Below are 24,163 nucleotides of genomic sequence, written 5' to 3' on the forward strand. Positions count from 1 at the left end.
TTTTGCAATCACATTTCGAGATAGCACGGCTATGATTTGACGCATCCCAGCGCTTTCTGTTAGCCGACATGACGCTTCTCGATATTTCTCCGCCGATTTCCACCGACACGCCGGTCTGGCCGGGCGATACGCCCGTTGGTATCGAACGCGTCTGGCGCATGGAAGCGGGCTCGCCCGTGAACGTGGCGCGTCTCACGCTTTCGCCGCACACCGGCGCTCATGCCGATGCCCCGCTGCATTACGACGAACACGGCGCGGCTATTGGCGAGGTGCCGCTCGACACGTATCTCGGCGCTTGCCGGGTCGTGCATTGCATTGGCGCGGCGCCGCTCGTTTTGCCAGAACATATCGCCGATTTTCTCGACGATGACAACGCCCCGCCGCGCATCCTCCTGCGTACCTACGCGAGCGCGCCGCTCGATACTTGGGACAGCGCATTTTGTGCCGCCGCGCCCGCGACCGTCGATCTATTGGCGGCGCGTGGCGTGAAGCTCATCGGTATAGACACGCCATCGCTCGATCCGCAGGAATCGAAGACGATGGACGCGCATCGCCGGATTCGCGCGCACGGCATGGCGATTCTCGAAGGCCTCGTGCTCGATGCCGTCGCGCCCAGCGACTACGAACTCATCGCGCTGCCGCTCAAATTTTCGACGCTCGATGCGAGCCCGGTGCGCGCCGTCCTGCGCCCGCTTTCCTGATCGCCCCGATCTTCCCTGAACAATTGGACTTTTCGATGAAAAACCGTGACGACGCCGCCGCACTCGACCGCGACGACCCGCTGAATGCCCTGCGCGATCAATTCGTGCTCGCGAACGACGTAATCTATCTGGATGGCAACTCGCTCGGCGTGCCGCCCAAAGCGGCTGCCGCGCGCGCGGCCGGCGTGATCGCCGAAGAATGGGGCGAAGGGCTGATCCGCAGTTGGAACACCGCCGGCTGGTACGCGCTGCCGCGACGGCTCGGCAACAAGCTGGCTTCGCTCATCGGCGCGGGCGAGGATGAAGTCGTCGTGAACGACACGATCTCGGCCAATCTCTTCAAGATCCTTTCCGCGGCACTCAAGCTCGCGAACGAGCGCGATCCGAAACGTCGCGTGATCGTCTCCGAACGTTCGAACTTTCCGAGCGACCTGTATATCGCGCAGGGTTTGATCGAGCAGCTCGATCGCGGCTATGAACTGCGTCTCGTCGATGACGCGTCCGAACTGCCTGCCGCCATCGACGAACACACCGCCATCGCGATGATCACGCACGTGAACTATCGCACCGGCTACATGCACGACATGGCCGCGCTCACCGAGACGATTCATCGCGCGGGCGCAATCGCGGTCTGGGACCTGGCGCATTCGGCAGGCGCGGTGCCGGTCGATCTGAACGGCGTCGGCGCGGACTATGCCGTCGGCTGCACGTATAAGTATCTGAACGGCGGACCGGGTTCGCCTGCGTTCGTGTGGGTGCCCAAGCGCCATCAGAACACATTCTCGCAGCCGCTCTCGGGCTGGTGGGGGCACAAGAAACCGTTCGCGATGGACCCGGTGTATCGCCCGGACGATGGTATCGGTCGATATCTGTGCGGCACGCAGCCTATCGTCTCGATGTCGCTCGTCGAGTGCGGGCTGGATGTATTCCTGCAAACGGATATGCAGACCTTGCGGCGCAAGTCGCTTGCGCTTGGCGATCTGTTCATCGAGCTAGTGGAAGCGCGTTGCGGCGAGTTTCCGCTGACGCTCGCGACGCCGCGCGAACATGCGCGACGCGGCTCGCAAGTGAGCTTCGAGCATCCGAACGGCTATGAGGTGATGCAGGCGCTGATCGCGCGTGGCGTGATCGGCGATTATCGCGAGCCGCGTATTTTGCGCTTCGGCTTCACGCCGCTTTACACGCGTTTCGTCGATGTCTGGGAAGCGGTTGAAACCTTGCGCGATGTGCTCGCGACCGAAAGCTGGCGCGCGCCGGAGTTTGGCGAACGCGCTTCGGTGACTTGAGAGGTGACGGCCATGAATGAGGTTAAAGGCGGCGGATGTCCGTTCGGCCACGGTGCGGCCGATGCCGCACGGGCGGTGCATCCGGCAGAATCAGGCTGGCACGAAGCCAAGCTCGATTTCTCCGATTCGATGAGCTACGGCGACTATCTCGGCCTCGATTCGATTCTGACCGCGCAGCATCCACGCTCGCCGGACCACAACGAGATGCTGTTCATCGTGCAGCACCAGACGAGCGAACTCTGGATGAAGCTCGCGCTCTACGAACTGCACGCCGCCCTCGAAGCGGTTCATACCGACGCCCTGCCATCCGCCTTCAAGATGCTCGCGCGCGTGTCGCGCATCTTCGAGCAACTGGTGCAGGCGTGGAACGTCCTCGCTACCATGACGCCTTCCGAATACACCGCGATGCGGCCGTATCTCGGTGCGTCATCCGGGTTTCAGTCGCATCAGTATCGGCAGATCGAGTTCATGCTCGGCAACAAGAATGAGCAGATGCTGAAGCCGCATGCGCATCGGCCGGAGATTCTCGCGCAGGTGCGACAGACGCTCGAAGCGCCTTCGTTCTACGACGAAGTGATCCGACTGCTCGCGCGACGTGGCTTCCAGATCGCGCCCGAAAGGCTGCAGCGCGACTGGACCCAGCCCACGACGCACGACGCGTCGGTCGAAGCGGCGTGGCTCGCGGTATATCGCGATCCGTCACGCTACTGGGAGCTCTATGAGATGGCGGAGGAACTCGTCGATCTGGAAGACGCCTTCCGGCAATGGCGCTTCCGGCATGTGACGGCGGTGGAGCGCATCATCGGCTTCAAGCAAGGAACGGGCGGCACGGCGGGCGCTTCGTATCTGCGCAAGATGCTGGACGTGGTGCTGTTTCCGGAGCTTTGGCATGTGCGCACGATGCTTTGAGATTGCGTGCGGTCGATGAACTCAAGCTGTGGCGACTGCGCAATCGCGCGCGACCCTCGCCGCCCGGCGACGCTTCGAGCACGGCTGCTTCACGATGCCGCGAGCAGCCCAATCGAGCGGTCCTTCAGGCGAGCCGTCCCGCCAACGCCCTTAGTTTCGGCGCAATCGACTCGCGGAAATAACCCTCATCCATCGACGACGCCGGCCCGCTGCTGCTCAACACCAGCCAGCGCCCATTGCGCACGTCGCGAAACGGCGCGGCAATCGCGTTGACGTCGTCGTGCCATTCACGGAATGAATAGCAGCAGCCGTCGCGCGCGAAATCTTCGATCGCGCGCTGCGCCGAAGCCACTCGTTCGGCGCCTTCCCGTTCCCGCAATTCTTCCAGCAAGGCCGCGCGCTCATCGGCGTCGAGCACGGCGAGATAGGCGCGTCCCATGGAACTCGTGAGCATCGACAGACGCGATCCGGGCGCGAGGCCGAGCGTGAGCGCGGTTTCGCTACGAATGGTTTCCAGATAGATCATGTCGAGGCCATCGCGACAGCCGAGCGATACCGCCGCGCCGATCTCACGCGCCAGCGCGCGCATATGTGGCCGGGCGAGTTCCAGTGTGTCCGCGCCCGCCAATAGCGAGAAGCCGAGCGAGAGCACGCCCGTGTCGAGCGCGTACTTGCCGGCGGCATCGTCGAAACGCAGGTAACCGAGCGTGGTCAGCGTGTAGGCCAGACGATTGACCGTCGCCTTGGGCAATCCCGTGCGCGCGACGAAATCGCGATTGCCGAGAAGCGTCTCGCCAGGGCGAAATGCGCGCAACATATCGAGACCGCGTGCGAGGGCGACGACGAACTTGCGATCGTCGGATGCGTTGGGCGACAGATGAGAGTGGCGGCCGGACTCGTGATCTGAAGCGCGGTCGGACGCGTGTCCGGGATTACGCTCATCCGCACGCCCGAATTCGTGGATGGATTCACGGCCGGACTCGCAGCTCGATTCGCGGCCTGAAGCGCGGACAGATTCGCGGCTAGAAGCGCCTTTGGAGCCGCCGGCCAATGCGTCTTCGGTTCTGCCATCAGGTGCACGTTCGGCTTTCCGGCGAGATTCGCCGTCGGTTTCACGCCCAGAACCACGTTTGAAAGCAGCAGACATCGGATGCTAAACTCGAAGCTAATTTGCAAAACATTGTTCCGCTCAGCGGAACGCAAGTCAAGCGCCGGAGCGAGGCGCTTTTCAATCGACACTGCATGGGAGGAGACGCACATGGCCGACGCCGCTCGCTTCAACTGGGAAGACCCGCTCTTGCTGGATCAGCAACTCAACGAAGAAGAACGCATGGTCCGCGACGCCGCGCGCGCCTACGCGCAGGACAAGCTGCTGCCGCGCGTGACGCAGGCGTTTCGCGAGGAAACGACCGATCCGTCGATCTTTCGCGAAATGGGCGAGCTCGGTCTGCTCGGCCCGACCATCCCCGAACAATACGGCGGACCGGGCCTCAACTACGTGAGCTACGGCCTGATCGCGCGCGAAGTGGAACGCGTGGATTCCGGCTATCGCTCGATGATGTCGGTGCAATCGTCGCTCGTAATGGTGCCGATTCACGCTTTCGGCAGCGACGCGCAAAAGGAAAAGTATCTGCCGAAGCTCGCGCGCGGCGAGTGGATCGGCTGCTTCGGGCTCACCGAGCCGAACGCCGGTTCCGATCCCGCCAGCATGACGACGCGCGCGAAGAAAGTGCAGGACGGCTACTCGCTTTCGGGCTCGAAGATGTGGATCTCGAACTCGCCTATCGCGGATGTGTTCGTCGTCTGGGCGAAGCTGGAGGAAAACGGACGCGATGAGATTCGCGGCTTCATCCTCGAAAAGGGCTGGAAAGGACTGTCCGCGCCAGCCATTCACGGCAAGGTTGGATTGCGCGCGTCGATCACCGGCGAGATCGTGATGGACGAAGTGTTCGTGCCGGAAGAAAACCTGTTTCCGGAAGTTCGCGGTCTCAAAGGGCCGTTCACCTGTCTGAACTCGGCGCGCTACGGCATCTCGTGGGGCGCGCTCGGCGCCGCCGAAGCCTGCTGGCATATGGCGCGGCAATACACGCTGGATCGCAAGCAGTTCGGTCGTCCGCTTGCGGCAAACCAGTTGATCCAAAAGAAACTTGCCGATATGCAGACAGAAATCACGCTAGGCCTACAAGGCGTGCTGCGACTCGGGCGCATGAAGGACGAAGGCACGGCAGCGGTCGAGATCACCTCGATCATGAAGCGCAATTCGTGCGGTAAGGCGCTCGACATCGCCCGGCTCGCGCGCGACATGCTGGGCGGCAACGGCATTTCGGACGAGTTCGGCGTGGCGCGTCACCTCGTCAATCTCGAAGTGGTGAATACCTACGAAGGCACCCACGATATCCACGCGCTTATTCTCGGACGCGCGCAAACCGGAATTCAGGCTTTTTTCTGAAAGGCGTATGGTGCGACTCGGACTGATTGATCCTCTTTGTAACTTTCGATCAGTTTGCTGAAACTTTTACGGGTCAGATCGGCTCCCATTGTCAGCGATGTCGAGAGTTTGACAAGGCTGCGGCGATTTCCTTTGATTAGCATCGAGTGGAATGAAACCTGCAAGGAGTCTGTGTTGCAGGTTCCAGCCTGCTCGTCAGCAATCGCATCTCTGGCTGCGAATCAGGTAGCCTCACCGATTGGAGCCTTTAATGTCAGAAATCAATAAGGAGCGATTCATGTCGGACATCAAAACCGTTCTCGCTGACGCCGAAGATCTTCTCAAGCAAGCCGCCAGCGCCACGGGCGAACGCGCTTCCGAACTGCGCGAGAGCGCGCTCGCTCGACTAAAGCAAGCGAAGGAGAAAGCCGCCGATGCACAAGTCGTCGTGATCGAACGAGGCAGAAAAGCCGCGCGCGCCACGGACGATTACGTCCACGAACACCCGTGGGCATCCATTGGTATTGCGGCTGGCCTCGGCACGGTGATCGGGCTTCTCATCAACCGCAAATAAGCCGCACTTCCCCACGCTCCTCGACAATGGCCCGGTGATTGCTACGTTCGTAACGGTCACGGTCCATCATCAAGAAAGGACCGAACCGCCAACGCCCGCTCGGGGCGCGCGGATCGACTCTCGCGCCGGAACGCCGCCTCGTGCGGCGACCGGGACAATATCAAAGCGGCACCCAACGCGCTTCTCGCACCCAAGCCATGACGACCGAACGGCCACCGCAGCAATCGTCCCCCGGACCGTTGCGACGAATCATCAGTTCTGCCTTCGCCATCTTCGAGACGCGCCTTGAACTCATCGGTATCGAGCTTCAGGAAGAGAAGGAGCGGCTTATCGGCGTACTGTTTCTCGGTCTCGCCGCCATGATGCTGGCAATGATGGCGCTGATCTCCCTCACCGTGCTCATCGCCATATTCTTCTGGGACACATATCGCTGGCAGGCGCTTGGCGGCATCACGCTCGTTTATGCGCTGATTGCAATCGCCTGCGGACTACGTGCGCGCAGCACGCTGCTCGACGCGCCGAACATGTTTGACGACACGCTCGCCGAATTCCGCAAGGACCGCGACACGTTCCACTGAACTCACACGGGCAGTCCGACCATGAGCAAAAAAGACGATACCTTCAAGCCGCCCAAGCGTGACAACGCCAAGGCGCTGCGCACACCGCACATGCGCGCGCTGCGCAAGGAACTGCTGATTGCGCGCGCCGATGTCGAACGCATGGAGCTTCAGCAGGCCACGCACGATCTGCGCACGTCGATCACGCACTTCAGTTTCCTGCGCTTTTTGATGCCTGGCGGCGGCAACCGGCGCACGCCGAAGCGCGGTGCATCGGGTGGCGGCATCGGCGGCATTCTGGCTTCGGTCAGCTCGATGCTTGGCGGCAAGGGCAGCAATCTCGGCCTGCTCTTCAAGCAGTATCCAATCATCGGCTCGGTGGCGTCGCTCGTGCTGACCAAGCCTGTGCGGACCGCCGTGGTGCGTGGTGCCAAGCCCGCGCTCAAGTGGGGCGGTCTGGGTTTGGTCGCCTGGGAAGGCTGGCGCATCTGGCAACAGATGAAAGCCCCGCATGCCGAAGCCACCACCGAAGCCGTCGATCCGACGGTCTTCTGAACGTTTAATTTTTCCCTCCCCAACAAGCGGTGGACTGCGCGGTATCCAGTGCAGTCGCCGCTGATCCCGTCGTGCGGTTCGACCGCACGCCCGTCGCGTCGACGATGAATACGCCGCAAGAATCGTCCTGCATCGGACCATTTGCGACTGGCGTCGCCTCGATGCTGTATCCGCCATTCGTCGCCGATTCCGGCAGCACCGCGAGCCGATAAACCGGCGCACCGCTCGATGGCGCCTGATCCATGCCGGCGGAAAGCGTCACTGCATCCGTCGCCGACTGCGCGAGCCGCGTACTTTCGATGTATTGCACGGCACGCATCGACGCCGCCGCCGCATCGAGCCGATGCGCCTTCGCCACGTGCTGCCGATACGCAGGCACCGCGAACGTCGCGATGATCGCCACGATGCAGAGCGCGATGATCAATTCCAGCAGCGTAAAGCCCTTGTCCTTCATGGTTCGTCCTCAAAACGGCTTCGCTACGACGCGCCGCCAATGTCGGGTCGCGCCATCGATTCTTGATTGCAGCCACGCCTCGGTCTCGGGCGATGCGCCGAAGCCACGCGCCGTCACGAGATACGACGTCACCGCCACCGCCTGGTCCGTATGCGACCAAGTTTCGATCAGACATTGCGGCGCGCGGCGCGCATACGGCCAGTCGCCAAACGGCTCGATGGCGACGGCCGACGCTCCTTCGAACGACGCCTTGCTGCGCCAGCCCACAGGCTCCTGCGCGCCCGAACTCGTCATGACGGGCGCATCGGCAATCATGCGAACGCAGCGGACCAACGCGCTGTCGGCCGCATGGAACGCCTGCATCCGCTCGCGCGCCGACACGGCCGTGCGGGTCGCGACGAGCGAGGCTTGCAGCCAGGCGCTGGCGGTCACGAGCATCATCGCGGCGAGCAAGAGGACGATAGGCAGCACCGTGCCGCGCGAACGCGCGCGCCGCCTCACGACGTGCCTCGCGCGTTGCGTATGCCAACCGTGCGCCAGAAGGCCATGCGCGTGCGTCCGTCATCGCTGACGGCTGGTGCGCCATCGCAATCGACATAGTTCGCCCGACGTTTCGCCTGAATCGCCGCGCCACGCACGAGCACGCAGACCTCGGCGGCGTAGACATCCGGCCAGCGTTCGCGTGCGATGGCCGACGCGTCGAGCGCGGCCGGTGCACCCGCGATCCAGTAGACGACGCGCATCCGTTCGACGCCCTCCACCAGCGGTTGCGCCTGACGACCCCCGCCCTCGCAATAAAGCTCCGGCTCGCCGCTCGACGTGCTGGGCTTTGCGTAATAGCGGTTGAAGACGAACGCATCCGAAACCGTCTGGCCGATGCAGTCGGTAGGCGTGCCGCTCGTCGATGGCCACGTCGAAACCGTGTCGGCCGCGTAGCGGACCTGCAGACCGTCCGAGTGACTCGCGAGCGACTCGCACGACGCCGACGTCTCCGCGCCGGTCACGCGCCCCTGCGAACAGCCGAAGAGCGGCGCGTCGGTCGCGCCCGCGGCCGAAAATCCGGCCATCTGCACTTGTTGAGCGACGAGATCGAGCGCGCCGACGCCGGCATCGTGAATGTGCGCGGCATCGGCGGCACGTTCGAAGCCCGCACGCTGAGCGCGATACACAGACAGCGACGCGGCCAGGATCAACAGCCCGAGCGCAAGCGCAATCGAAAGTTCGAGCAGTGTGTGGCCGCGTGAATGAATGAGCCGCGTGTTCATCGTGCAAAGGCCATCGCGATGCATGACGTGTGCGGTCGCGCCTGCGGTTCGGGACACGGCTCCGCGCCTTCCGCGACATGCCAGTTGACGGTTGCGACCTGCACGCCGTTGCCGCGATCCGAGATGGCGATGTCTCCATCGGGCAGCAACGCAGCCGCCCTCGCCCGCCACCTCGACAACATGGCCGAGCTATCCGCGCTGCCACGCGTTGCCTCGCCGATGGAGTCGGCCATCAGTGCCGCGCGTTCGCTCAACAGCGCCGTTCGTTCGGCTTTTGCCAGCGCGTTTTGCATGGCGACGAGTCCGAGCGCCGTGACCGCCGCGATCGACAGGGCGATCATCACCTCGATCAACGAATCGCCGCGCGGGCGAACGGATCGAGTGCGCCCGCCGCGCCTGATGCTCGGCATGACCGATCGCGCGTTCATGCCGATGCTCCGCAAGCGCCTTGAGTCATGCGCGCACGCCCGCCCGCAGCCAGTCGAATGCAGCGCCGCGACGACGCATTCGCGTTGGCATCCGCGCTGCGCGGGCCGAAATCGAAGCTACGGAAGCCGCCGATCACTTGGCCCATCGGCGGCGTGAACGAAAGATCCGTCGATGCGCCCGCAATGGCGACCGATGTCATCGCCGGCTGCAAGCGCAAGAGCGTCAGCGCGCCGTCTTTATCGACGAAGAGGCCCCAGCCGCACGACCAGTCCGCGATACCCGCGTCGCAAGCCTTGCCCGCCGCGAGGCAATGCCGGCTCGCATCGACGCGGCATAGCGTGACGCGCGCGCCGCGTTTGAGCGATTCGGCCCGCGCGAGCGAAAGCGTCGAGAAAAGCGAGCGCGCGCGGGCATCGATCTGATCGCGTGCCTGCCAGGAGAGAAACGAAGGCGTGGCGAAAGTTGCGAGGATCGCCATCACGGCAAGCACCACGCAAAGTTCGACGAGTGTGAAACCAGAATTCGAGAAGCGGCTCATCTGCATGCCTTATCGACGAGTTGAACGAATGCTCAATCTAGCGATAAGGAACGCGCGCCGCCATTAGCCGAATGGACGAGTGTTCACGCGCGTTCGCACGGGGCACACTGCCCGAGGGCAAAAGATCGACTGGGGGAAAGATGCTCGGTACAGACGCGCAATCAGCGCTTGCGGGAAGTGGTCTTTTTGGGCGCGGCGCGGCGGAATTCCTCGAGCACGTCCTCGAACTCGGACACGTCTTCGAAACGCTTGTAGACCGACGCGAACCGTACATAAGCGATGGTGTCGAGCTGCCGCAACTCGTTCATCACGAGTTCGCCGAGACGTTCGCTCTGCACTTCGCGCTCGCCGCTGCCAAGCAATTGATATTCGATGCGCGCGACGGCTGCCTCGATGGCGTCCGCCGCAACCGGCCGCTTGCGCAGCGCCAGCTTCATGCTCGCGACGAGCTTGCGGCGATCGAACTCGGTGCGGCTGCCGTCTTTCTTCACGACCGACGGCAGCGCCAGTTCGACGCGCTCATACGTGGTGAAACGCTTGTCGCAGGATGGACAGCGTCGCCGCCGCCGGATGGCTGCGCCGTCCTCCGACACGCGAGAATCCACGACCTGGGTGTCTTCGTGTCGGCAGAAGGGGCAGCGCATCGGGGCTTGGTTCCTGGCTCGGTTCGAATATCAGCGATAGACCGGGAAACGCTTGGTCAACTCGGTCACTTGTGCGCGCACGCGCTCGAGGTTCGCCTGGTCTTCCGGTGCGTCGAGCACGTCCGCGATCAAATTGCCAACCTGCTCCGCTTCCTTCACGCCGAAACCGCGCGTGGTCATGGCGGGCGAACCGAGACGCACGCCGCTCGTGACGAACGGCTTTTCCGGATCGTTCGGAATGGCGTTCTTGTTGACCGTGATGTGCGCGGCGCCGAGCGCGGCTTCGGCCGCCTTGCCGGTGATCTTCTTTGCGCGCAGATCGACCAGCATGACGTGGCTTTCCGTGCGGCCCGAGACGATACGCAGACCGCGCTTGACGAGCGTTTCGGCCAGCACGCGCGCGTTATCGACCACTTGCTGCTGGTACGTCTTGAACTCCGGCGTCAGCGCTTCCTTGAACGCGACGGCCTTCGCCGCGATCACGTGCATGAGCGGACCGCCCTGAATGCCCGGGAAAATGGCCGAGTTGATCTGCTTCTCGAATTCAGCCTTCATGAGGATCACGCCGCCGCGCGGGCCGCGCAGGCTCTTGTGCGTGGTCGTGGTCACGAAGTCCGCGTGCGGAACGGGATTCGGATAGACGCCTGCCGCGACGAGCCCCGCGTAATGCGCCATGTCGACCATGAAGTAAGCGCCGACACTCTTCGCGATTTGCGACAGGCGCTCGAAGTCGATACGCAGCGCGAACGCCGACGCGCCCGCGACGATCAGCTTCGGCTTGTGCTCCTTGGCGAGCGCTTCGGTCTTTTCGTAGTCGATGTCTTCGGCTTCGTTCAGGCCGTAGCTCACGACGTTGAACCACTTGCCCGACATGTTGACGGGCGAACCGTGCGTCAGGTGGCCGCCTTCGGCGAGGCTCATGCCCATGATCGTGTCGCCCGGCTTCAGCACGGCGAAGAACACGCCCTGGTTGGCCTGCGAACCGGAGTTCGGCTGCACGTTCGCGGCTTCGGCGCCGAACAGTTGCTTGACGCGGTCGATTGCCAGTTGCTCGATGATATCCACGTATTCGCAACCGCCGTAGTAGCGCTTGCCGGGATAGCCTTCGGCGTATTTGTTGGTGAGTTGCGAGCCTTGCGCGGCCATGACGGCCGGGCTCGTGTAGTTTTCCGAGGCGATCAACTCGATGTGATCTTCCTGACGGCGATTTTCCTGCTCGATCGCCTTGAGCAGTTCGGGATCGACCTTGGCGAGGGTACTTTCGGCTCTGTCAAACATACGTTTTCCGTGAGATCAAAACAGGTTGACCGGATCGCGCGTGACGATGCGTTCGAAGCACGAACGCAAAACGCAAGGAAGACGCAGGACGCCAGACGGGTCCACACGCGACGGATGAGGGAAGAATCCGGGTTCGCGGAACGGACAGCCACCGGCAACGCAGCGACGGCGCGCGGATCTCAGCTGCCCAGGCGAACGGCAAAACGACACTCCGCGCTTCCTAGTGGGTCGTTCCACCTTGAATCCGAAGATTCTATCGCCAGTCACGCGGGGTTTGAGCGTTGTAGTGTAATGGTGCGGCCGGGTTTAGGCAACTTGGCGAGCGTCTGCGAAACGCGTAAAACGCACGATCGTTCTGGTTTGCAGTTGCTTGCCGCATCGCATCATTGGAAGTACTCTGTGCGCCGTTGCCGGTCGTGTGTCCGCGCGCGCTCCGGTACAGCCCAACCCCCACTTTCCGGAGCCCGCTCATGATCGTATTCGTCACCGGCGCCTCTGCCGGCTTCGGCGCAGCCATTGCCCGCACATTCGTCAAGGGCGGCCATCGCGTCGTCGCGGCCGCGCGCCGTAGAGACCGGCTCGCCGCGCTATCGAAGGAACTCGGCGACTCGCTCTTGCCAGTCGAACTCGACGTGCGCGACAGCAACGCCATCAAGAGCGCCATCGCCTCGCTGCCCGAATCGTTCGCCCAGATCGACGTGCTGGTCAATAACGCGGGCCTCGCGCTCGGCCTCGAACCGGCACAACGCGCGAATCTCGACGACTGGAAGAACATGATCGACACCAACTGCATGGGACTCGTCGATGTCACGCATGCCGTCCTTCCCGGCATGGTGGCGCGCAATCGCGGTCACGTGTTCAACCTCGGTTCGGTCGCGGCGTCGTACCCGTATCCGGGCGGCAACGTGTACGGCGCGACCAAGGCGTTCGTGCGGCAATTCAGCCTGAACCTGCGCGCCGACCTTGCCGGAACCGCGTTGCGCGTGACGGATATCGAGCCGGGCCTGTGCGGCGGCACCGAGTTCTCCAACGTGCGCTTCAAGGGCGACGACGACAAGGCCAGCGCCGTCTACAAAGACGTGCAGCCGCTAACCGCCGAGGATATCGCCGACGCCATCTACTGGATTGCGACGCGCCCCGCGCACGTGAATATCAACGCGATCGAACTCATGCCCGTGGCCCAAACCTTCGGACCGTTGCAAATACACCGCGGCTCGTAAGAGGAATCGACTGTATTTGGTGGCCCAACTTCCGCTTCCGGTAAAATGCCGCGGATGTTTATTTGTCAAAAAGCGAGCCGGAGCGGGTCCAAAAGCCTCCGCGCGAGCGGGGCGGCGCAAAGGTGAGTGATTCGTTGAATTTCGAATGGCCGATTCGGGTGTACTACGAGGACACCGACGCGGGCGGCATTGTCTTCTACGCGAACTACCTGAAGTTCTTCGAGCGTGCGCGCACCGAATGGCTGCGCGCGTGCGGTATCGACCAGCAGCGGCTGGCCGAATCGGCCGGCATCGTGTTCGTCGTGAGAAGAACATCCGTCGATTATTCGGCTCCCGCGCGCCTGGACGACTCCATTCGCATCGTGAGCCGTATCGCGCGGCTCGGGCGCGCATCGGTGGATTTTCATCAGGAAGCGTGGCGTGACGCGGTTCTTCTTGCAAGCGGCGATATTCGCGTCGCTTCGGTGGATCGCGCAACGATTCGCCCTGCCGGTATTCCCGAACGAGTTCTCGAAGGATTGAGGCGCGGTCCTCATGCCGGGCAGGTCGTGCTTGCCGCGGACGAGCATCGCGCGCACCCGGTTTGAACGCTTCACGGGCAAGAGCCGGCCACGAGGCGGCTTTCGTTTTATTGATGTCGCGGTCACGAAAGCCTGACGCGCCTTTGACCGGAAGCCCCTTTTCCGGACGTAAATAGCAGCTAATAGCAGGTGGAAGCAGCGGACTTTTATGAACAACACACAAGACTTGTCGATCGTATCTCTCGTCATTCATGCGAGCCTGCTCGCGCAGGCCGTCATGGCCCTGCTGCTTCTGCTCTCGCTGCTGTCGTGGACTTTCATCTTCCGCAAGTGGTTCGCCATTCGGCGCGCGCGCGCGCAAACCGAGCGTTTCGAACGCGATTTCTGGTCCGGAGGCGACCTGCAGGCGCTGTATCAAAGCGCGGCGAACAACCGTCACACCATCGGCGCGCTCGAGCGTATCTTCGAATCGGGCATGCGCGAGTTCTTGAAGGGCAAGGAGCGTCGCATCACCGATCCGGGCGCGATTCTCGACGGTTCGCGCCGCGCCATGCGGGCTGCCTTTCAGCGTGAAATGGACGTGCTCGAAGCGAATCTCGCGTTTCTTGCATCGGTCGGCTCGGTCAGTCCGTATATCGGTTTGTTCGGCACGGTCTGGGGCATCATGAATTCGTTCCGCGGCCTCGCAAACGTACAGCAGGCAACGCTCGCCAACGTGGCGCCCGGCATTGCCGAAGCGCTCGTCGCGACCGCGATCGGCCTCTTCGCCGCGATTCCCGCCGTGGTCGCTTACAACCGCTACGCTCACGATATCGACCGCCTGGCGATCCGCTTCGAGACCTTCATCGAAGAGTTCTCGAACATCTTGCAGCGTCAGGCGCACTAAGGAGTCACGATGGCAGGCTCGTCCCGTTCCAGCATGCGCGGCAGTTCGCGCCGCGCCATGGCCGACATCAATGTCGTGCCGTATATCGACGTGATGCTCGTGTTGCTCGTCATCTTCATGGTGACGGCGCCGCTCGTGTCGCCTTCGATCATCAACTTGCCGACCGTCGGCAACGCGCAGCCACAGGAACAGCAGCCGCCGCTCGTCATCAACATCAAGGCCGACGGCAGCATGAACGTGCGCTACAAGGAAGAAGGCGGCGCGACGCAAGAGCAGAGAATGACCAAGGACGACCTGAACACGTTCGTACTCAATCGTCAGGAGTCGCATCCGGATCAACCCGTCGTCATCGCGGCGGACAAGACCGTGAAGTATGAAGTCGTCATGAACGTGATGTCCGATATGAAGGCGCGCGGCGTGAAGCGCGTCGGATTGCTCGTCAAATCGCAATGACCCTTTTGCAGAACCGGCAGACGCGCGGCTCATCAGCGCGACCCATCCGCCCGCCGCGCGAACGCGGTACGGGCCGCGCTTTCGCGCTCGCCGCCGTCATGCACTTGCTGCTTGGCTGGCTGCTGTATCACGGCATCAACTGGCAGAACAACACCCCCGCCGGAGCCGAGGCGGAACTGTGGACCGAGATTCCCGACACGCCTGCTCCCACGCCGCGCGTCGCGCCCCCGCCGCCCGTGGCCGTGAAGCCGCAGCCTGCGCCGCCGCCCGCGAAGGACGAGGACGCCGACATCGCGCTGCAGGAAAAGAAGCGTAAGCAGGAAGCCGCCGCACGCGATGCACAATTGGCCGAGCAGCGCCGCCAGCAGGAATTGGCGCAGCAGGAAGCCGAAGCGAAGCGCCAGCAGCAAGTCGCCGCTCAAGCCGCCGCGGCGGCCGCCGCGCAGAAGGCCATGCAGGACAAGCAGAAGCAGATCGAACAACAACGTCAGGCCGACCTGCAAAAGCAACAACAAGCGAAGCTGCAACAGGACAAGGCGCGTCAGCAGCAACAAGCCGAAGCGCAAAAGGCCGAGCAGCTTCAGGAACAGAAGGAAGCCAAGGCGAAAACCGATGCCGAAGCCAAGGCAAAGGCCGATGCGCAAGCCAAGGCCAAGGCCGCGGCGCAGGCAAAAGCCAAGGCGGATGCGGAAGCGAAGGCGAAGGTCGATGCCGAACGCAAGTCGCGCCTCGCGCAGCTGCAAGGGCAGCTCGGCGGCGGCACGAATTCGAGCGGCGAAGGGCTGGCCAAGGGTGGCACCGGCAAGGGCGCGGGCGGCAACGCGGCGTCGGCGGGTTATGCCGAGAAGGTGCAGCGTCGCGTGCGGCCGAATATCATCTGGTCGGGCGAAACGTCCGGGCTGGAAACGGTCGTGTCGGTGCGCTGCGCGCCTTCGGGCACGCTGCTTTCGGCGACCATTACGCGGTCGAGCGGCAACGAGCAGTGGGACGCTGCCGCGTTGCGCGCGGTGCAGCGCTCCGATCCCATGCCGAAGGACATCAACGACCAGGCGCCAGGGTCATTTACGATCACGCTGCGCCCGGCTGGCAGTTGATTGCGCGGGACCACTGCAAAGCGTGAGACCGTTGCCGCACGGGAACGAATTGTGCAATCGGGGGTCTGTTTCTGCAGTCTCGGGTAACTTGAAAACGCATTTTTCTGGAACGAATACAGCATGAGTTTGATGAAGAAGCTTGGCTTGAAAACGCTGGTCGCATCCTGTCTGATCGCCGCCGGTACCGCCGCACATGCCCAGTTGAACGTGCTCGTGACTGGCGTCGGTTCTACCCAGTTTCCGATCGCCACGGCCAACTTCGCCAATGAGGGCAGCTCACCGCAACAGGTCAGCGCGATCATTCGTCAGGACCTGCAGAGAAGCGGCAAATTCACGAATATCGACGCGGGCGGCACGCCGGTTTCCGAGACCGATTCCGTCGATCTCGGCGCATGGAAAGCCAAGGGCGCGGACGCGTTCGTATCGGGTAGCGTCAACAAGCTGCCGAACGGCCAGTACGAAGTGCGCTTCCGTCTCTACGACACGGTCAAGCAGCAGAATCTCGGCGGTTTGTCGCTCGTTTCCGCCGAAAGCGGCCTGCGCATGAGCGCACACAAGATCGCGGACTACATCTACGCCAAGTTGCTCGGTGGCCGCGGCGTATTCGCAACCCGTCTGTCCTACGTCATTCAGACGGGCGGACGCTACCAATTGCAGATTTCGGACTCGGACGGTCAGGACGCGAAGATCGCCCTTTCCAGCCCGGAGCCGATCATTTCGCCGGCATGGTCGCCGGACGGCACGAAGGTCGCCTACGTGTCGTTCGAAAAGAAGAAGCCGGTGGTCTACATCCACGATCTGCCGACCGGGCGGCGCGTGGTCGTATCGAATCAGAAGGGCAACAACAGTGCGCCGGCGTGGTCGCCTGACGGCAGCAAGCTGGCCGTGGCCTTGTCGCGCACCGGCAATACGCAGGTTTTCGAAGTCAACGCGGACGGCTCTGGCCTGCGTCGTCTGACACAAGGCAGTTCCATCGATACCGAGCCGGCCTTCTCGCCCGATGGCAACTCCATTTACTTTACGAGCGATCGCGGCGGCCAACCGCAGATCTACAAGATGCCGGCGGCGGGTGAAAACGCCGGCGCGGCCCAGCGGGTCACGTTTACGGGCAGCTACAACACAAGCCCGCGCGTGAGTCCGGACGGCAAGCAACTCGCGTACATTTCGCGCACCGGTGGCGGCTTCAAGCTGTATTTGCAGGACCTCGGGTCCGGCACGGCGACGGGGCTGACCGACACGACGCATGACGAATCGCCGAGCTTCGCGGCGAATGGTCAGTACATCCTCTACGCCACCCAAGTGAACGGACGTGGCGTGTTGGCAGCCGTATCGACCGATGGTCGTACGCGGCAAGTCTTGTCCGTACAGGGCGGTGTGGTGCGCGAGCCGTCCTGGGGTCCGTTCATGCAGTAAGTTCAGCAAACACGTTCAAATACAACGTTCAGCTACAACACAAGGAGAGGTACCATGATGTCGAAACTTCGTATCGGCCTGGCAGTTGCGATGGTCGGCGCATTGGCAGCTTGTCACTCGGGCGTGAAGCTCGATGAAGGCGCGAACAAGGGCTCGGTCGGCACGCAGCCGAACCCGACGGACGTCAAGCAGGTCAACATCGACCCGCTGAACGACCCGAACAGCCCGCTCGCCAAGCGCAGCATCTTCTTCGACTTCGACAGCTACGCCGTGAAGGACGACTATCAGCCGCTGCTGCAACAACACTCGACGTACCTGAAGAGCCACCCGGAACGTCACGTCCTGATTCAAGGCAACACCGACGAGCGCGGCACGAGCGAGTACAACCTGGCGCTTGGTCAGAAGCGTGCGGAAGCCGTGCGTCGCGCCATGTCGTTGATGGGCGTTGCCGATTCGCAAATGGAAGCCGTAAGCCTTGGCAAGGAAAAGCCGATGGCGACGGGTCACGACGATTCGTCGTACGCCCAGAACCGCCGTGCGGATCTCGCCTACCAGCAATAACAGCAGCAATAGCAGTAGTCCACGTAACGTAACTTAGTCACGGGTGAGTTGCCCTATGTTGTATCGCTTTTCCTTGCTGCGCCTTGCCGCAGCCGCGTGCGTCGCAGGTTCGACGATGCTTGCCGTGCCCGCGCACGCTGGCGTCTTCGACGACAACGAAGCGCGCAAGGCCGTACTCGATCTGCGCACGAAGACGGACAGTCTGGGCAACCAGTTGTCCGCCGCGCAGCGCACGATCCTCGATCAGTCGAATCGTATCGATCAGCTTAATCAGCAGGTCGCGACGCTTCGAGGGCAGAACGAGGATCTGGGCAATCAGGTTGCCACGCTGCAGAAGCAGCAGAAAGACTATTACGCCGACCTCGATACGCGCTTGAAGAAGTTCGAGCCGCAGCAGCAGACTATCGACGGCGTATCGGGCGCCGTGCAACCTGGCGAGACGGAAGCGTTCAACGCGGCATCGACCGAGTTCCGCAACGGTGACTACAAGAATGCCGCGACTTCGTTCAAGGCATTCGTCTCGAAGTATCCGCAGAGCCCGTATCAGCCGACCGCGCAGTATTGGCTCGGCAACGCGCTGTACGCGCAGCGCGACTACAAGGGATCGACTGCGGTCTGGCAGAATCTGGTGAAGACGTACCCAACGCATCCGCGAGCGCCCGAGGCGTTGCTCGCAATCGCGAATAACCAGATCGAACAGGGTCAAAAAGCGGCTGCCAAACAGACGCTGCAGCAGATCATCTCGCAGTATTCCGGCACTGAAGTCGCACAGTCGGCGCAGAGCAAGATGTCGCAGGTGAAGTGACAAGAAGCATCGAAGCATCGAGCGAAGCTTTCGGGTTTCGCGCCTCTCGAGACGAATGCCCGCGGGCCGTTGCGCCGCGGGCGTTTTTCTTTGTTTCGTCGATGCGCGCGCAGCCCGCGCTGCCTTGACAGAATCCGAAACGGCCGATTATAATTTCGCCTCTTTGGGTCGTTAGCTCAGCTGGTAGAGCAGCGGACTTTTAATCCGTTGGTCACAGGTTCGAATCCCGTACGGCCTACCAAAGAAATCGAAGGGCCGCGCTTAGCGCGGCCCTTTCCTTTTTCTTCGCTGGCTTCGCACCAGCACCAGTCTTCATCGTTCGAGCAATTCGACCCTTGGCGTCAACTCAAGCGCCGCTACCGATTCAAAGTTCGCGTTGGCCTCGCTCAAAGCGCGATCCGCGTCTGCACGGCGCCGCTTGTACTTCAAGTGCTTGCCAAGTCCCGCGCCGAACACGATCAGTCCGGCGAGCGCGAATGGCCACTCGATGTAAGCCATCATCAGCAATAGCAGGCCCCACGCCGCATGAGGCCAGAGCTTTGGCTGGGCTGGCACCGAACGCATGGCCACATCGAGTCGCGCGAGCGCCGCATCTAATCCGTCGACCGCGCCGTGCCGCTCTTGCAACCGCGCTTCGATCTCGTACACCGCGCGCATCGACTTTTCCTTCGACGGAAGCGACAACGATCCGATATCGCCCAGCAAACCGATCGCTTCGTTGACCTGCGCAAACGAAGGTCTCAGCGCGAGAAAAGTCGGTTCGTGTTCCGGCAGCCGCATCGCGCGATGAATGTCCAACCGGCTCACGCACACGCCGTGCGAGAAGAAATACCGCTGGATGGCATGTGTTGTCCGGCCCTTGAGCTTCTGTAAAAGCTCCTCGTTGGCTTGCTCTCGTTTGCTCATGCTTCTGAATGCTCCTCGACGCTCGTTTAATCGTGGGCATTCTTTCCGCTCGCCACGCGAAACGTCACTAGAACAATCCTAAACAGCGCTCGACCGTTCGAGACATCCTCTGTCCCAATGCTGCCTATAATCAAACCTCTCCGCTTCCAACCCAACGCACCGTCATGACCTCGAGCCTCGACGAAGCCATTCTCCGCGTGCTGCCAACCGAACGCGACGCGCTCGCGTGGCTCTCCACACCCGAAATTCGCCGTCGTCTCGAAGAGCGCGGGCATCGCGTTGGATACACGAAAAAAGTGCAGCGGCATCTCACCGCGCTCGAAGCCGAATCGCGCGTCATGTCGATGCAAAATGGCCGCGAACTGCTCTGGCAACGCAAGCCATGGCTGCATGGTCTGCAGGAAGGCGTCGGCTTGATGAGCGCATCGGAAGCGGTGGCGTTTCACATCCTGCAGCGCTTTGCCGGCAACAAGCTACCGAACGCGGTCACGCGCGACATCGACCCGCTCTTCAAGGCTGCCGAAGCGCGGCTCTCGCAGGAGAAGGCGGACAGCCGCATCTACCGCGCGTGGGCGGACAAGATCGATTCCGTCGATGGCGCCTTCACGCTGATTCGTCCGAAGCTGCGTCCGGACATTTTTCAGGCCGTGGCGACAGCGACTTTCTTCGAGCGCGAACTGCTCGTACAGTACCGCGCCGCGTACAAAGGCGAGCAAGGCGACGCGCCGAAAACCAGGACGCTCTGGCCGCTCGCGCTCGTCGAATCCGCTGGCGTGATGTACATGGTCGCGCAGGACCCGGGCCGTGCGCCGCGTCCGGAAAAAGGCGAAAAGGAATGGGTGCGCGCGCTGTACAGGCTGGACCGCATTCGTTCGGTGTCCGAGTCGGGCGAGTCCTTCACGTATCCCGAAGACTTCAAGCTGCGCAAGTACATCGAGACGCAGCAGGTCTTCGACTTTCTACCCGAGCCGCCCGTGCGCCTCGAACTCGCGTTCGAAGGCAGTTCGGGCAACCAGCTACGCGAGTCGCCGATGTCGAAAGATCAGCATATCGACATGCTGCCCGACGGCCGCATGAAGGTGACCGGCACGGTGACGCCGAGCCTCAAGCTGCGCTGGTGGCTGCGCGCGCTCGGCGCGGGCGTCGAGATTCTCGCGCCGCAAACGCTGCGCGACGAATTCGCGGACGACTTCCGCAAGCTCGCGGCTCGGTACGCGCGTGCGAGTGAAACCGCCTAGCGCATGAAGTGCACGTTGACCTTCGGTCCGAACACTTCGCGCACCATGTCCACGAGATGATCGTGATGGCTCAAAAAAATCACCTGCGTGTGCATCGCGATTGCGCTCAAGACGCGCAGGCCGGCGCGCGCGCGGCCGTCGTCGAAATTGATGAAGAGATCGTCGGCCACGAACGGTAGCGGCGACGCCTTCTCGGCATGCTCCTCCAACGCAGCCAGACGCAGCGCGAGATAAAGCTGATCGCGCGTGCCTTCGCTCATGCCGGTGATCTCGACGTGTTCGCCGCTCTCGCGAATGGCGGCGAGCGCCATCGGCTGGCGGTCGTAATCCACGGCGAGCCGCGAGAACGCGCCGAGCGTGAGCTCCGAGAAAATCGTGCTTGCGCGCGTGAGCATCGGGCCTTGACGGCGTTCGCGGTATCGGTCGATCGCCCACTTCAGGAGCGTCGATGCCGTCTCCACCTTGACGAAGCGCTCGGCGGCATCGGCCATGACGGATAGCGCTTCCTGCCGCTTCGCTTCGGCGCGCGCGGCGTTGCCTTCGCCGGAGATCGCGTTGAGTTCGCGGCGCGCGGCATCGAGCTCCGTCGCCAGTTCGCTCGATGCCTTCACGGAATCGCCGAGCGCCGCGCCGATCAGCGACAGTTCGCCGTGCAGACCGGACAGGTCGGCGCCCTCCACTTCCGCGATCAGAACGTCGAGCGCGAGGCCGTCGCCACCTTTGATCAGCGCATCGCGCGCGGCATCGATCGCGGCGAGCAACGCGCGCTTCTTCTGCGACTTGCCGATGAGCGGCGCGAGCAACTCCGCGCTGTCCACGCGGGCCCGCTCGTAAAGCGGACGCAGCGCCGACTTCGCTTCCTCGACGCCCGCCTCGGCGCGGCTCACCTGCTCGCCCGCCGATGCCAGTTCCTTCTTCAGACGCTCGGCATCGGCACGCGCCGCGCACGCGGTATCGAGCCGCGCCGAGAGTTCGGCCGCGATTGCGCCGGGCTCACGCACATGGTTCGTGCCATCGAGTTCAAGCGCGAGCTGCCTTGCATCGGACTCGAACGAGGCGAGCGCCGCGCGCATGGCGTCGATCTGTCCGTGGCGAATGGCGTCGATCTGCACGAGCTGTTCGCCGATCTTGTGGACGATACCAATGGCCAATTCGGCCGCCGCCTGCGAGTCCGCCGCGACCGCCACGCCGGCTTTCGCCGCGGCTTGCGACCATTCGGCTTGCCATCGCTCGAAGGCAAGCGCAGCGGCCTTGGCCGTGTTCTGCCGCGTGACCAGTTCCGCTTGCGCTTCGTCGAGTTGCCCGACGATATGACGCCGCTCGATCACCGCTTCGTCGATGGCGCCGATATGCGCTTCGGCGGCATCGCAAAGTACGTCGAAGTCGGCGGTGGCTTCCGCCAACGGCAAATGCCGCGCGAGGTCTTCATGGCGCGTGGCCGCTTCGGCGCTTTCGCGCTCGAACTCTTCCGCGCGCCGGGCAAGCGTGCGCGCCGCCTCGATTACGTGCTCGCGACGCGTGAGCCATGAAGGGACGTCGTCGAGCGCCATCTCCGCAACTTGACTGTGCGATGCGAGCGCGTGCCACGCCGCATCGACGTCCGCGAGCGCTTTTGCGGCTTCGTCCGCGCTGCGTTGCCTTCGTGCGAGCGTTTCCTGATCGACCGCCACGCGCCGCTGCAACGCGCTGAACTGCGTGGCTTGTCCGATGGAATCGAGTCTGCGGTCGGCAAGGTCATCGGCGGTGTGCATCGCCGTCTCGAAAAGCGGCGCGCCCGAATCGAGCGGCGTCGCGCCACTCTTGAGCGCGTGCCACGCGGTATCGCGCGTCTTGCGAGCACTGCGGACCTGATCGCCCGTGACGACATCATGCGTCTGGGTGAAATCGGCGAGTTCGGTTTGCGTGGCGTGCAGCGCGTCGTGCGCTTCGTTCATGCGATCGGCGGCGCGCGTCAGCCGAAGCGCGAACTCCTGCCGCTCGCTGCGCAAGATGGCGATGCGCTCGATCGACGGCAAGTTCATCGCTTGCAGTTCGGCAATTGGCCGCGACCATTGGCCAAGCGATGCAAGGCCCGCTTCGAGCGCTTGCGCGGCTTCGCGGCGCGCGTCGCCGAGACGGTCTTGCGCCGCGCCCGTTTCGCGATATTTCTGCGCCTGCCGCAGCGCGCGGCGCAACTCCTGCGAGACCTCGCCCTCGGCGATGCCGCCAAGTCGCACCTTCAATGTCCCGATCTGGGCGAGCGTTTCATCGACCGAGCGCGCCGCATTGCGCGCCGCCGTCTCCAACGTGCCGCGTTCGCGCATCAGGCTCGTGACCGTCTGCAACGCAAGCTGTCCGGGCAGCGCCTGACGCGCGCCCGCTTCGTTTTGCGGCCAGCCGAGTTCCGCGCAATCCTGCGCGACTTGGCGCAGACGCGCGGCGACATCGTGTTCGAGTCGCGCGATGTCGGTCGCGTGATGCGCGCACCGATGACGCGTGGTGTCGAGCGCGCGTATGCGGGTTTCCAGCGCGAGCAACGCGTGGTCGATACGGATTTCGTTCAGCTCCGCCTGACGTTGCGCCGTCGCCTTGGCGTGCAGCTCGTGCGCGGTTTGCGCCGATGCAAGCCGTGTCAGCGCGCTTTGCAAAACAGCTTCGGCGTCGGCGGGAAGATCGGTGACTTCGCCGAGTTCCGCGAGCTCGGCCGCCTTCTCGCGCCACACGTTCAAATACGGCGCGACGCGGCGAATCCGCTCCAGCTTGCCGCGTTTCGCTTCGAGTTCCGCGCGACGCGTTTCGAGCGCGCGGCCGCGCTCCTCGGCTTCATCGACCGCCGTATATGTCTTGCGCCATTGCGTCGTGCGCACGCTCGCCGTCTTCAGTTCGCTCGTGGCTTCCTCGAATTGCTTGAGGCCGATGTAATACGCGCGGTCGCCTGACTTGCGCTTGGCCCAGAGCGCGTCCGCTTCCTCGGCCAGGCGTTGTCGCACGGCGCCGAGACTCGCAATGCCCGCAGCCGATTGAAACAGCACCTGCCCGACATCGCTCGATGCATCGAGAATGCTTCGTCCGCCCGCAATCAATCCTTCGTGGCCGAGACAGTACATCTGCTCGAAGAAGCTCTTGTCCGCCGTGCCGATGAAGGGCGCGAGCGCATCGGCGGCGAGCGCGTCGCCATTGGGTTTGGCAAGCGACGCCTTGCGGCTCTTGGTGCGATGAAACGCGAGCGTCTCGTCGTTCAGTTGCAGCGTTGCGCCGAGTTGCAGATCGCTCTGCGGATGCACGAACGCGAGCGGCGAGCGCTGCGGAATGCCGAACAGCAATTCGGCAATCGCCGTCTTGATGGTCGACTTGCCCGCCTCGTTCGGTCCGACGATGAAGTGAAAATCCTGTGGCGCCGCCGGAAATTCGATGACGCGATCCGTGAACTTGCCGAAGCGAATCAGTTCTAGCTTGCCGACGCGCATGA

At 63.0% G+C, this 24,163-nt stretch carries 26 protein-coding genes, 1 tRNA gene and 1 riboswitch; of the genes, 17 read left to right on the forward strand and 10 right to left on the reverse strand.

Annotated elements, in window-relative coordinates:
• The first annotated feature begins 68 nt into the window (after nt 1-68).
• The 3 genes from kynB to kynA are packed head-to-tail and all read left to right on the forward strand — an operon-like array spanning nt 69 to nt 2,896.
• Nucleotides 69-701: an arylformamidase gene (kynB, locus tag LDZ28_RS10935; RefSeq protein WP_244826177.1), complete on the forward strand. Its 633-nt coding sequence runs from the start codon at nt 69-71 to the stop codon at nt 699-701.
• A gap of 35 nt (nt 702-736) precedes the next feature.
• The gene (kynU, locus tag LDZ28_RS10940; protein WP_244826178.1) at nt 737-1,987 is read left to right on the forward strand and encodes a kynureninase; all 1,251 of its coding nucleotides are present in this window, start codon (nt 737-739) and stop codon (nt 1,985-1,987) included.
• A gap of 12 nt (nt 1,988-1,999) precedes the next feature.
• Nucleotides 2,000-2,896 carry a tryptophan 2,3-dioxygenase gene (kynA, locus tag LDZ28_RS10945; protein WP_244826179.1) on the forward strand — a complete coding sequence of 299 codons (897 nt, stop codon included), beginning with the start codon at nt 2,000-2,002 and terminating at the stop codon, nt 2,894-2,896.
• Nucleotides 2,897-3,020: 124 nt separating this feature from the next.
• On the opposite strand, the gene LDZ28_RS10950 is transcribed toward kynA, so the two are convergent.
• On the reverse strand, nt 3,021-3,773 hold the full coding sequence (locus tag LDZ28_RS10950) for an IclR family transcriptional regulator (RefSeq protein WP_244828103.1): 753 nt from the start codon (nt 3,771-3,773) through the stop codon (nt 3,021-3,023).
• Between the two features lie 381 nt (nt 3,774-4,154).
• Between LDZ28_RS10950 and LDZ28_RS10955 the strand changes: the two genes are divergently transcribed.
• From LDZ28_RS10955 to LDZ28_RS10970, 4 genes are all read left to right on the forward strand, one after another.
• Nucleotides 4,155-5,345: an acyl-CoA dehydrogenase gene (locus LDZ28_RS10955; protein ID WP_244826180.1), complete on the forward strand. Its 1,191-nt coding sequence runs from the start codon at nt 4,155-4,157 to the stop codon at nt 5,343-5,345.
• A gap of 250 nt (nt 5,346-5,595) precedes the next feature.
• On the forward strand, nt 5,596-5,898 hold the full coding sequence (locus LDZ28_RS10960; RefSeq protein WP_244826181.1) for a YqjD family protein: 303 nt from the start codon (nt 5,596-5,598) through the stop codon (nt 5,896-5,898).
• Nucleotides 5,899-6,095: 197 nt separating this feature from the next.
• Nucleotides 6,096-6,476, forward strand: coding sequence for a phage holin family protein (locus tag LDZ28_RS10965; protein WP_244826182.1), 381 nt, complete (start codon nt 6,096-6,098; stop codon nt 6,474-6,476).
• Between the two features lie 21 nt (nt 6,477-6,497).
• On the forward strand, nt 6,498-7,010 hold the full coding sequence (locus tag LDZ28_RS10970) for a DUF3318 domain-containing protein (protein ID WP_244826183.1): 513 nt from the start codon (nt 6,498-6,500) through the stop codon (nt 7,008-7,010).
• 4 nt (nt 7,011-7,014) lie between these two features.
• On the opposite strand, the gene LDZ28_RS10975 is transcribed toward LDZ28_RS10970, so the two are convergent.
• From LDZ28_RS10975 to glyA, 7 genes are all read right to left on the reverse strand, one after another.
• Nucleotides 7,015-7,464 carry a type IV pilin protein gene (locus LDZ28_RS10975; protein ID WP_244826184.1) on the reverse strand — a complete coding sequence of 150 codons (450 nt, stop codon included), beginning with the start codon at nt 7,462-7,464 and terminating at the stop codon, nt 7,015-7,017.
• A gap of 9 nt (nt 7,465-7,473) precedes the next feature.
• The gene (locus LDZ28_RS10980; RefSeq protein WP_244826185.1) at nt 7,474-7,965 is read right to left on the reverse strand and encodes a pilus assembly protein; all 492 of its coding nucleotides are present in this window, start codon (nt 7,963-7,965) and stop codon (nt 7,474-7,476) included.
• Nucleotides 7,962-8,729 (reverse strand): PilW family protein, encoded by a 768-nt coding sequence (locus LDZ28_RS10985; RefSeq protein WP_244828105.1) that lies wholly within the window; start codon nt 8,727-8,729, stop codon nt 7,962-7,964. The genes LDZ28_RS10980 and LDZ28_RS10985 overlap by 4 nt, the downstream gene beginning before the upstream one ends.
• Nucleotides 8,726-9,157, reverse strand: coding sequence for a prepilin-type cleavage/methylation domain-containing protein (locus LDZ28_RS10990; RefSeq protein WP_244826186.1), 432 nt, complete (start codon nt 9,155-9,157; stop codon nt 8,726-8,728). The genes LDZ28_RS10985 and LDZ28_RS10990 overlap by 4 nt, the downstream gene beginning before the upstream one ends.
• On the reverse strand, nt 9,154-9,702 hold the full coding sequence (locus LDZ28_RS10995) for a GspH/FimT family pseudopilin (RefSeq protein ID WP_244826187.1): 549 nt from the start codon (nt 9,700-9,702) through the stop codon (nt 9,154-9,156). Before LDZ28_RS10995 ends, LDZ28_RS10990 begins: the two co-directional genes overlap by 4 nt.
• A 155-nt stretch (nt 9,703-9,857) precedes the next feature.
• The gene (nrdR, locus tag LDZ28_RS11000; protein ID WP_244826188.1) at nt 9,858-10,340 is read right to left on the reverse strand and encodes a transcriptional regulator NrdR; all 483 of its coding nucleotides are present in this window, start codon (nt 10,338-10,340) and stop codon (nt 9,858-9,860) included.
• A 30-nt stretch (nt 10,341-10,370) separates the two neighbouring features.
• A complete protein-coding gene (glyA, locus tag LDZ28_RS11005; protein WP_244826189.1) occupies nt 10,371-11,618 on the reverse strand; it encodes a serine hydroxymethyltransferase in 1,248 nt (415 codons plus the stop codon).
• 178 nt (nt 11,619-11,796) lie between these two features.
• A riboswitch (ZMP/ZTP riboswitch) is annotated at nt 11,797-11,895 on the reverse strand.
• A gap of 193 nt (nt 11,896-12,088) precedes the next feature.
• Here glyA and LDZ28_RS11010 point away from each other — a divergent pair.
• The 9 genes from LDZ28_RS11010 to LDZ28_RS11050 all read left to right on the forward strand — a co-directional run bounded on the left by LDZ28_RS11010 (nt 12,089) and on the right by LDZ28_RS11050 (nt 18,812).
• Nucleotides 12,089-12,838: an SDR family NAD(P)-dependent oxidoreductase gene (locus tag LDZ28_RS11010; protein ID WP_244826190.1), complete on the forward strand. Its 750-nt coding sequence runs from the start codon at nt 12,089-12,091 to the stop codon at nt 12,836-12,838.
• 134 nt (nt 12,839-12,972) lie between these two features.
• Entirely contained in the window at nt 12,973-13,425 is a 453-nt protein-coding gene (ybgC, locus tag LDZ28_RS11015; RefSeq protein WP_244826191.1) for a tol-pal system-associated acyl-CoA thioesterase, read from the forward strand.
• Between the two features lie 142 nt (nt 13,426-13,567).
• Nucleotides 13,568-14,245 (forward strand): protein TolQ, encoded by a 678-nt coding sequence (gene tolQ, locus LDZ28_RS11020; RefSeq protein ID WP_016346195.1) that lies wholly within the window; start codon nt 13,568-13,570, stop codon nt 14,243-14,245.
• A 9-nt stretch (nt 14,246-14,254) separates the two neighbouring features.
• The gene (gene tolR, locus LDZ28_RS11025; RefSeq protein WP_244826192.1) at nt 14,255-14,698 is read left to right on the forward strand and encodes a protein TolR; all 444 of its coding nucleotides are present in this window, start codon (nt 14,255-14,257) and stop codon (nt 14,696-14,698) included.
• Nucleotides 14,695-15,792: a cell envelope integrity protein TolA gene (tolA, locus tag LDZ28_RS11030; RefSeq protein WP_244826193.1), complete on the forward strand. Its 1,098-nt coding sequence runs from the start codon at nt 14,695-14,697 to the stop codon at nt 15,790-15,792. The genes tolR and tolA overlap by 4 nt, the downstream gene beginning before the upstream one ends.
• A gap of 120 nt (nt 15,793-15,912) precedes the next feature.
• Nucleotides 15,913-17,205 carry a Tol-Pal system beta propeller repeat protein TolB gene (tolB, locus tag LDZ28_RS11035; RefSeq protein WP_244826194.1) on the forward strand — a complete coding sequence of 431 codons (1,293 nt, stop codon included), beginning with the start codon at nt 15,913-15,915 and terminating at the stop codon, nt 17,203-17,205.
• A 54-nt stretch (nt 17,206-17,259) separates the two neighbouring features.
• Nucleotides 17,260-17,766 carry a peptidoglycan-associated lipoprotein Pal gene (gene pal, locus LDZ28_RS11040; RefSeq protein ID WP_244826195.1) on the forward strand — a complete coding sequence of 169 codons (507 nt, stop codon included), beginning with the start codon at nt 17,260-17,262 and terminating at the stop codon, nt 17,764-17,766.
• A 55-nt stretch (nt 17,767-17,821) separates the two neighbouring features.
• Nucleotides 17,822-18,571: a tol-pal system protein YbgF gene (gene ybgF / locus LDZ28_RS11045; protein ID WP_244826196.1), complete on the forward strand. Its 750-nt coding sequence runs from the start codon at nt 17,822-17,824 to the stop codon at nt 18,569-18,571.
• Between the two features lie 165 nt (nt 18,572-18,736).
• Nucleotides 18,737-18,812 (forward strand) — tRNA-Lys (locus LDZ28_RS11050).
• Nucleotides 18,813-18,883: 71 nt separating this feature from the next.
• Here LDZ28_RS11050 and LDZ28_RS11055 read toward each other — a convergent pair.
• A complete protein-coding gene (locus LDZ28_RS11055) occupies nt 18,884-19,477 on the reverse strand; it encodes a hypothetical protein (protein WP_244826197.1) in 594 nt (197 codons plus the stop codon).
• 164 nt (nt 19,478-19,641) lie between these two features.
• On the opposite strand from LDZ28_RS11055, the gene LDZ28_RS11060 reads away from it, so the two are divergent.
• Nucleotides 19,642-20,715, forward strand: coding sequence for a YafY family protein (locus LDZ28_RS11060; protein WP_244826198.1), 1,074 nt, complete (start codon nt 19,642-19,644; stop codon nt 20,713-20,715).
• Here LDZ28_RS11060 and LDZ28_RS11065 read toward each other — a convergent pair.
• Nucleotides 20,712-24,161, reverse strand: a complete 3,450-nt coding sequence (locus LDZ28_RS11065) for a YhaN family protein (RefSeq protein ID WP_244826199.1) — start codon at nt 24,159-24,161, stop codon at nt 20,712-20,714. The two genes, LDZ28_RS11060 and LDZ28_RS11065, sit on opposite strands and share 4 nt — an antisense overlap.
• Nucleotides 24,162-24,163 lie beyond the last annotated feature (2 nt).

The sequence above is a fragment of the Caballeronia sp. TF1N1 genome (assembly GCF_022878925.1).
In the GTDB taxonomy this organism is placed as follows: Bacteria; Pseudomonadota; Gammaproteobacteria; order Burkholderiales; family Burkholderiaceae; genus Caballeronia.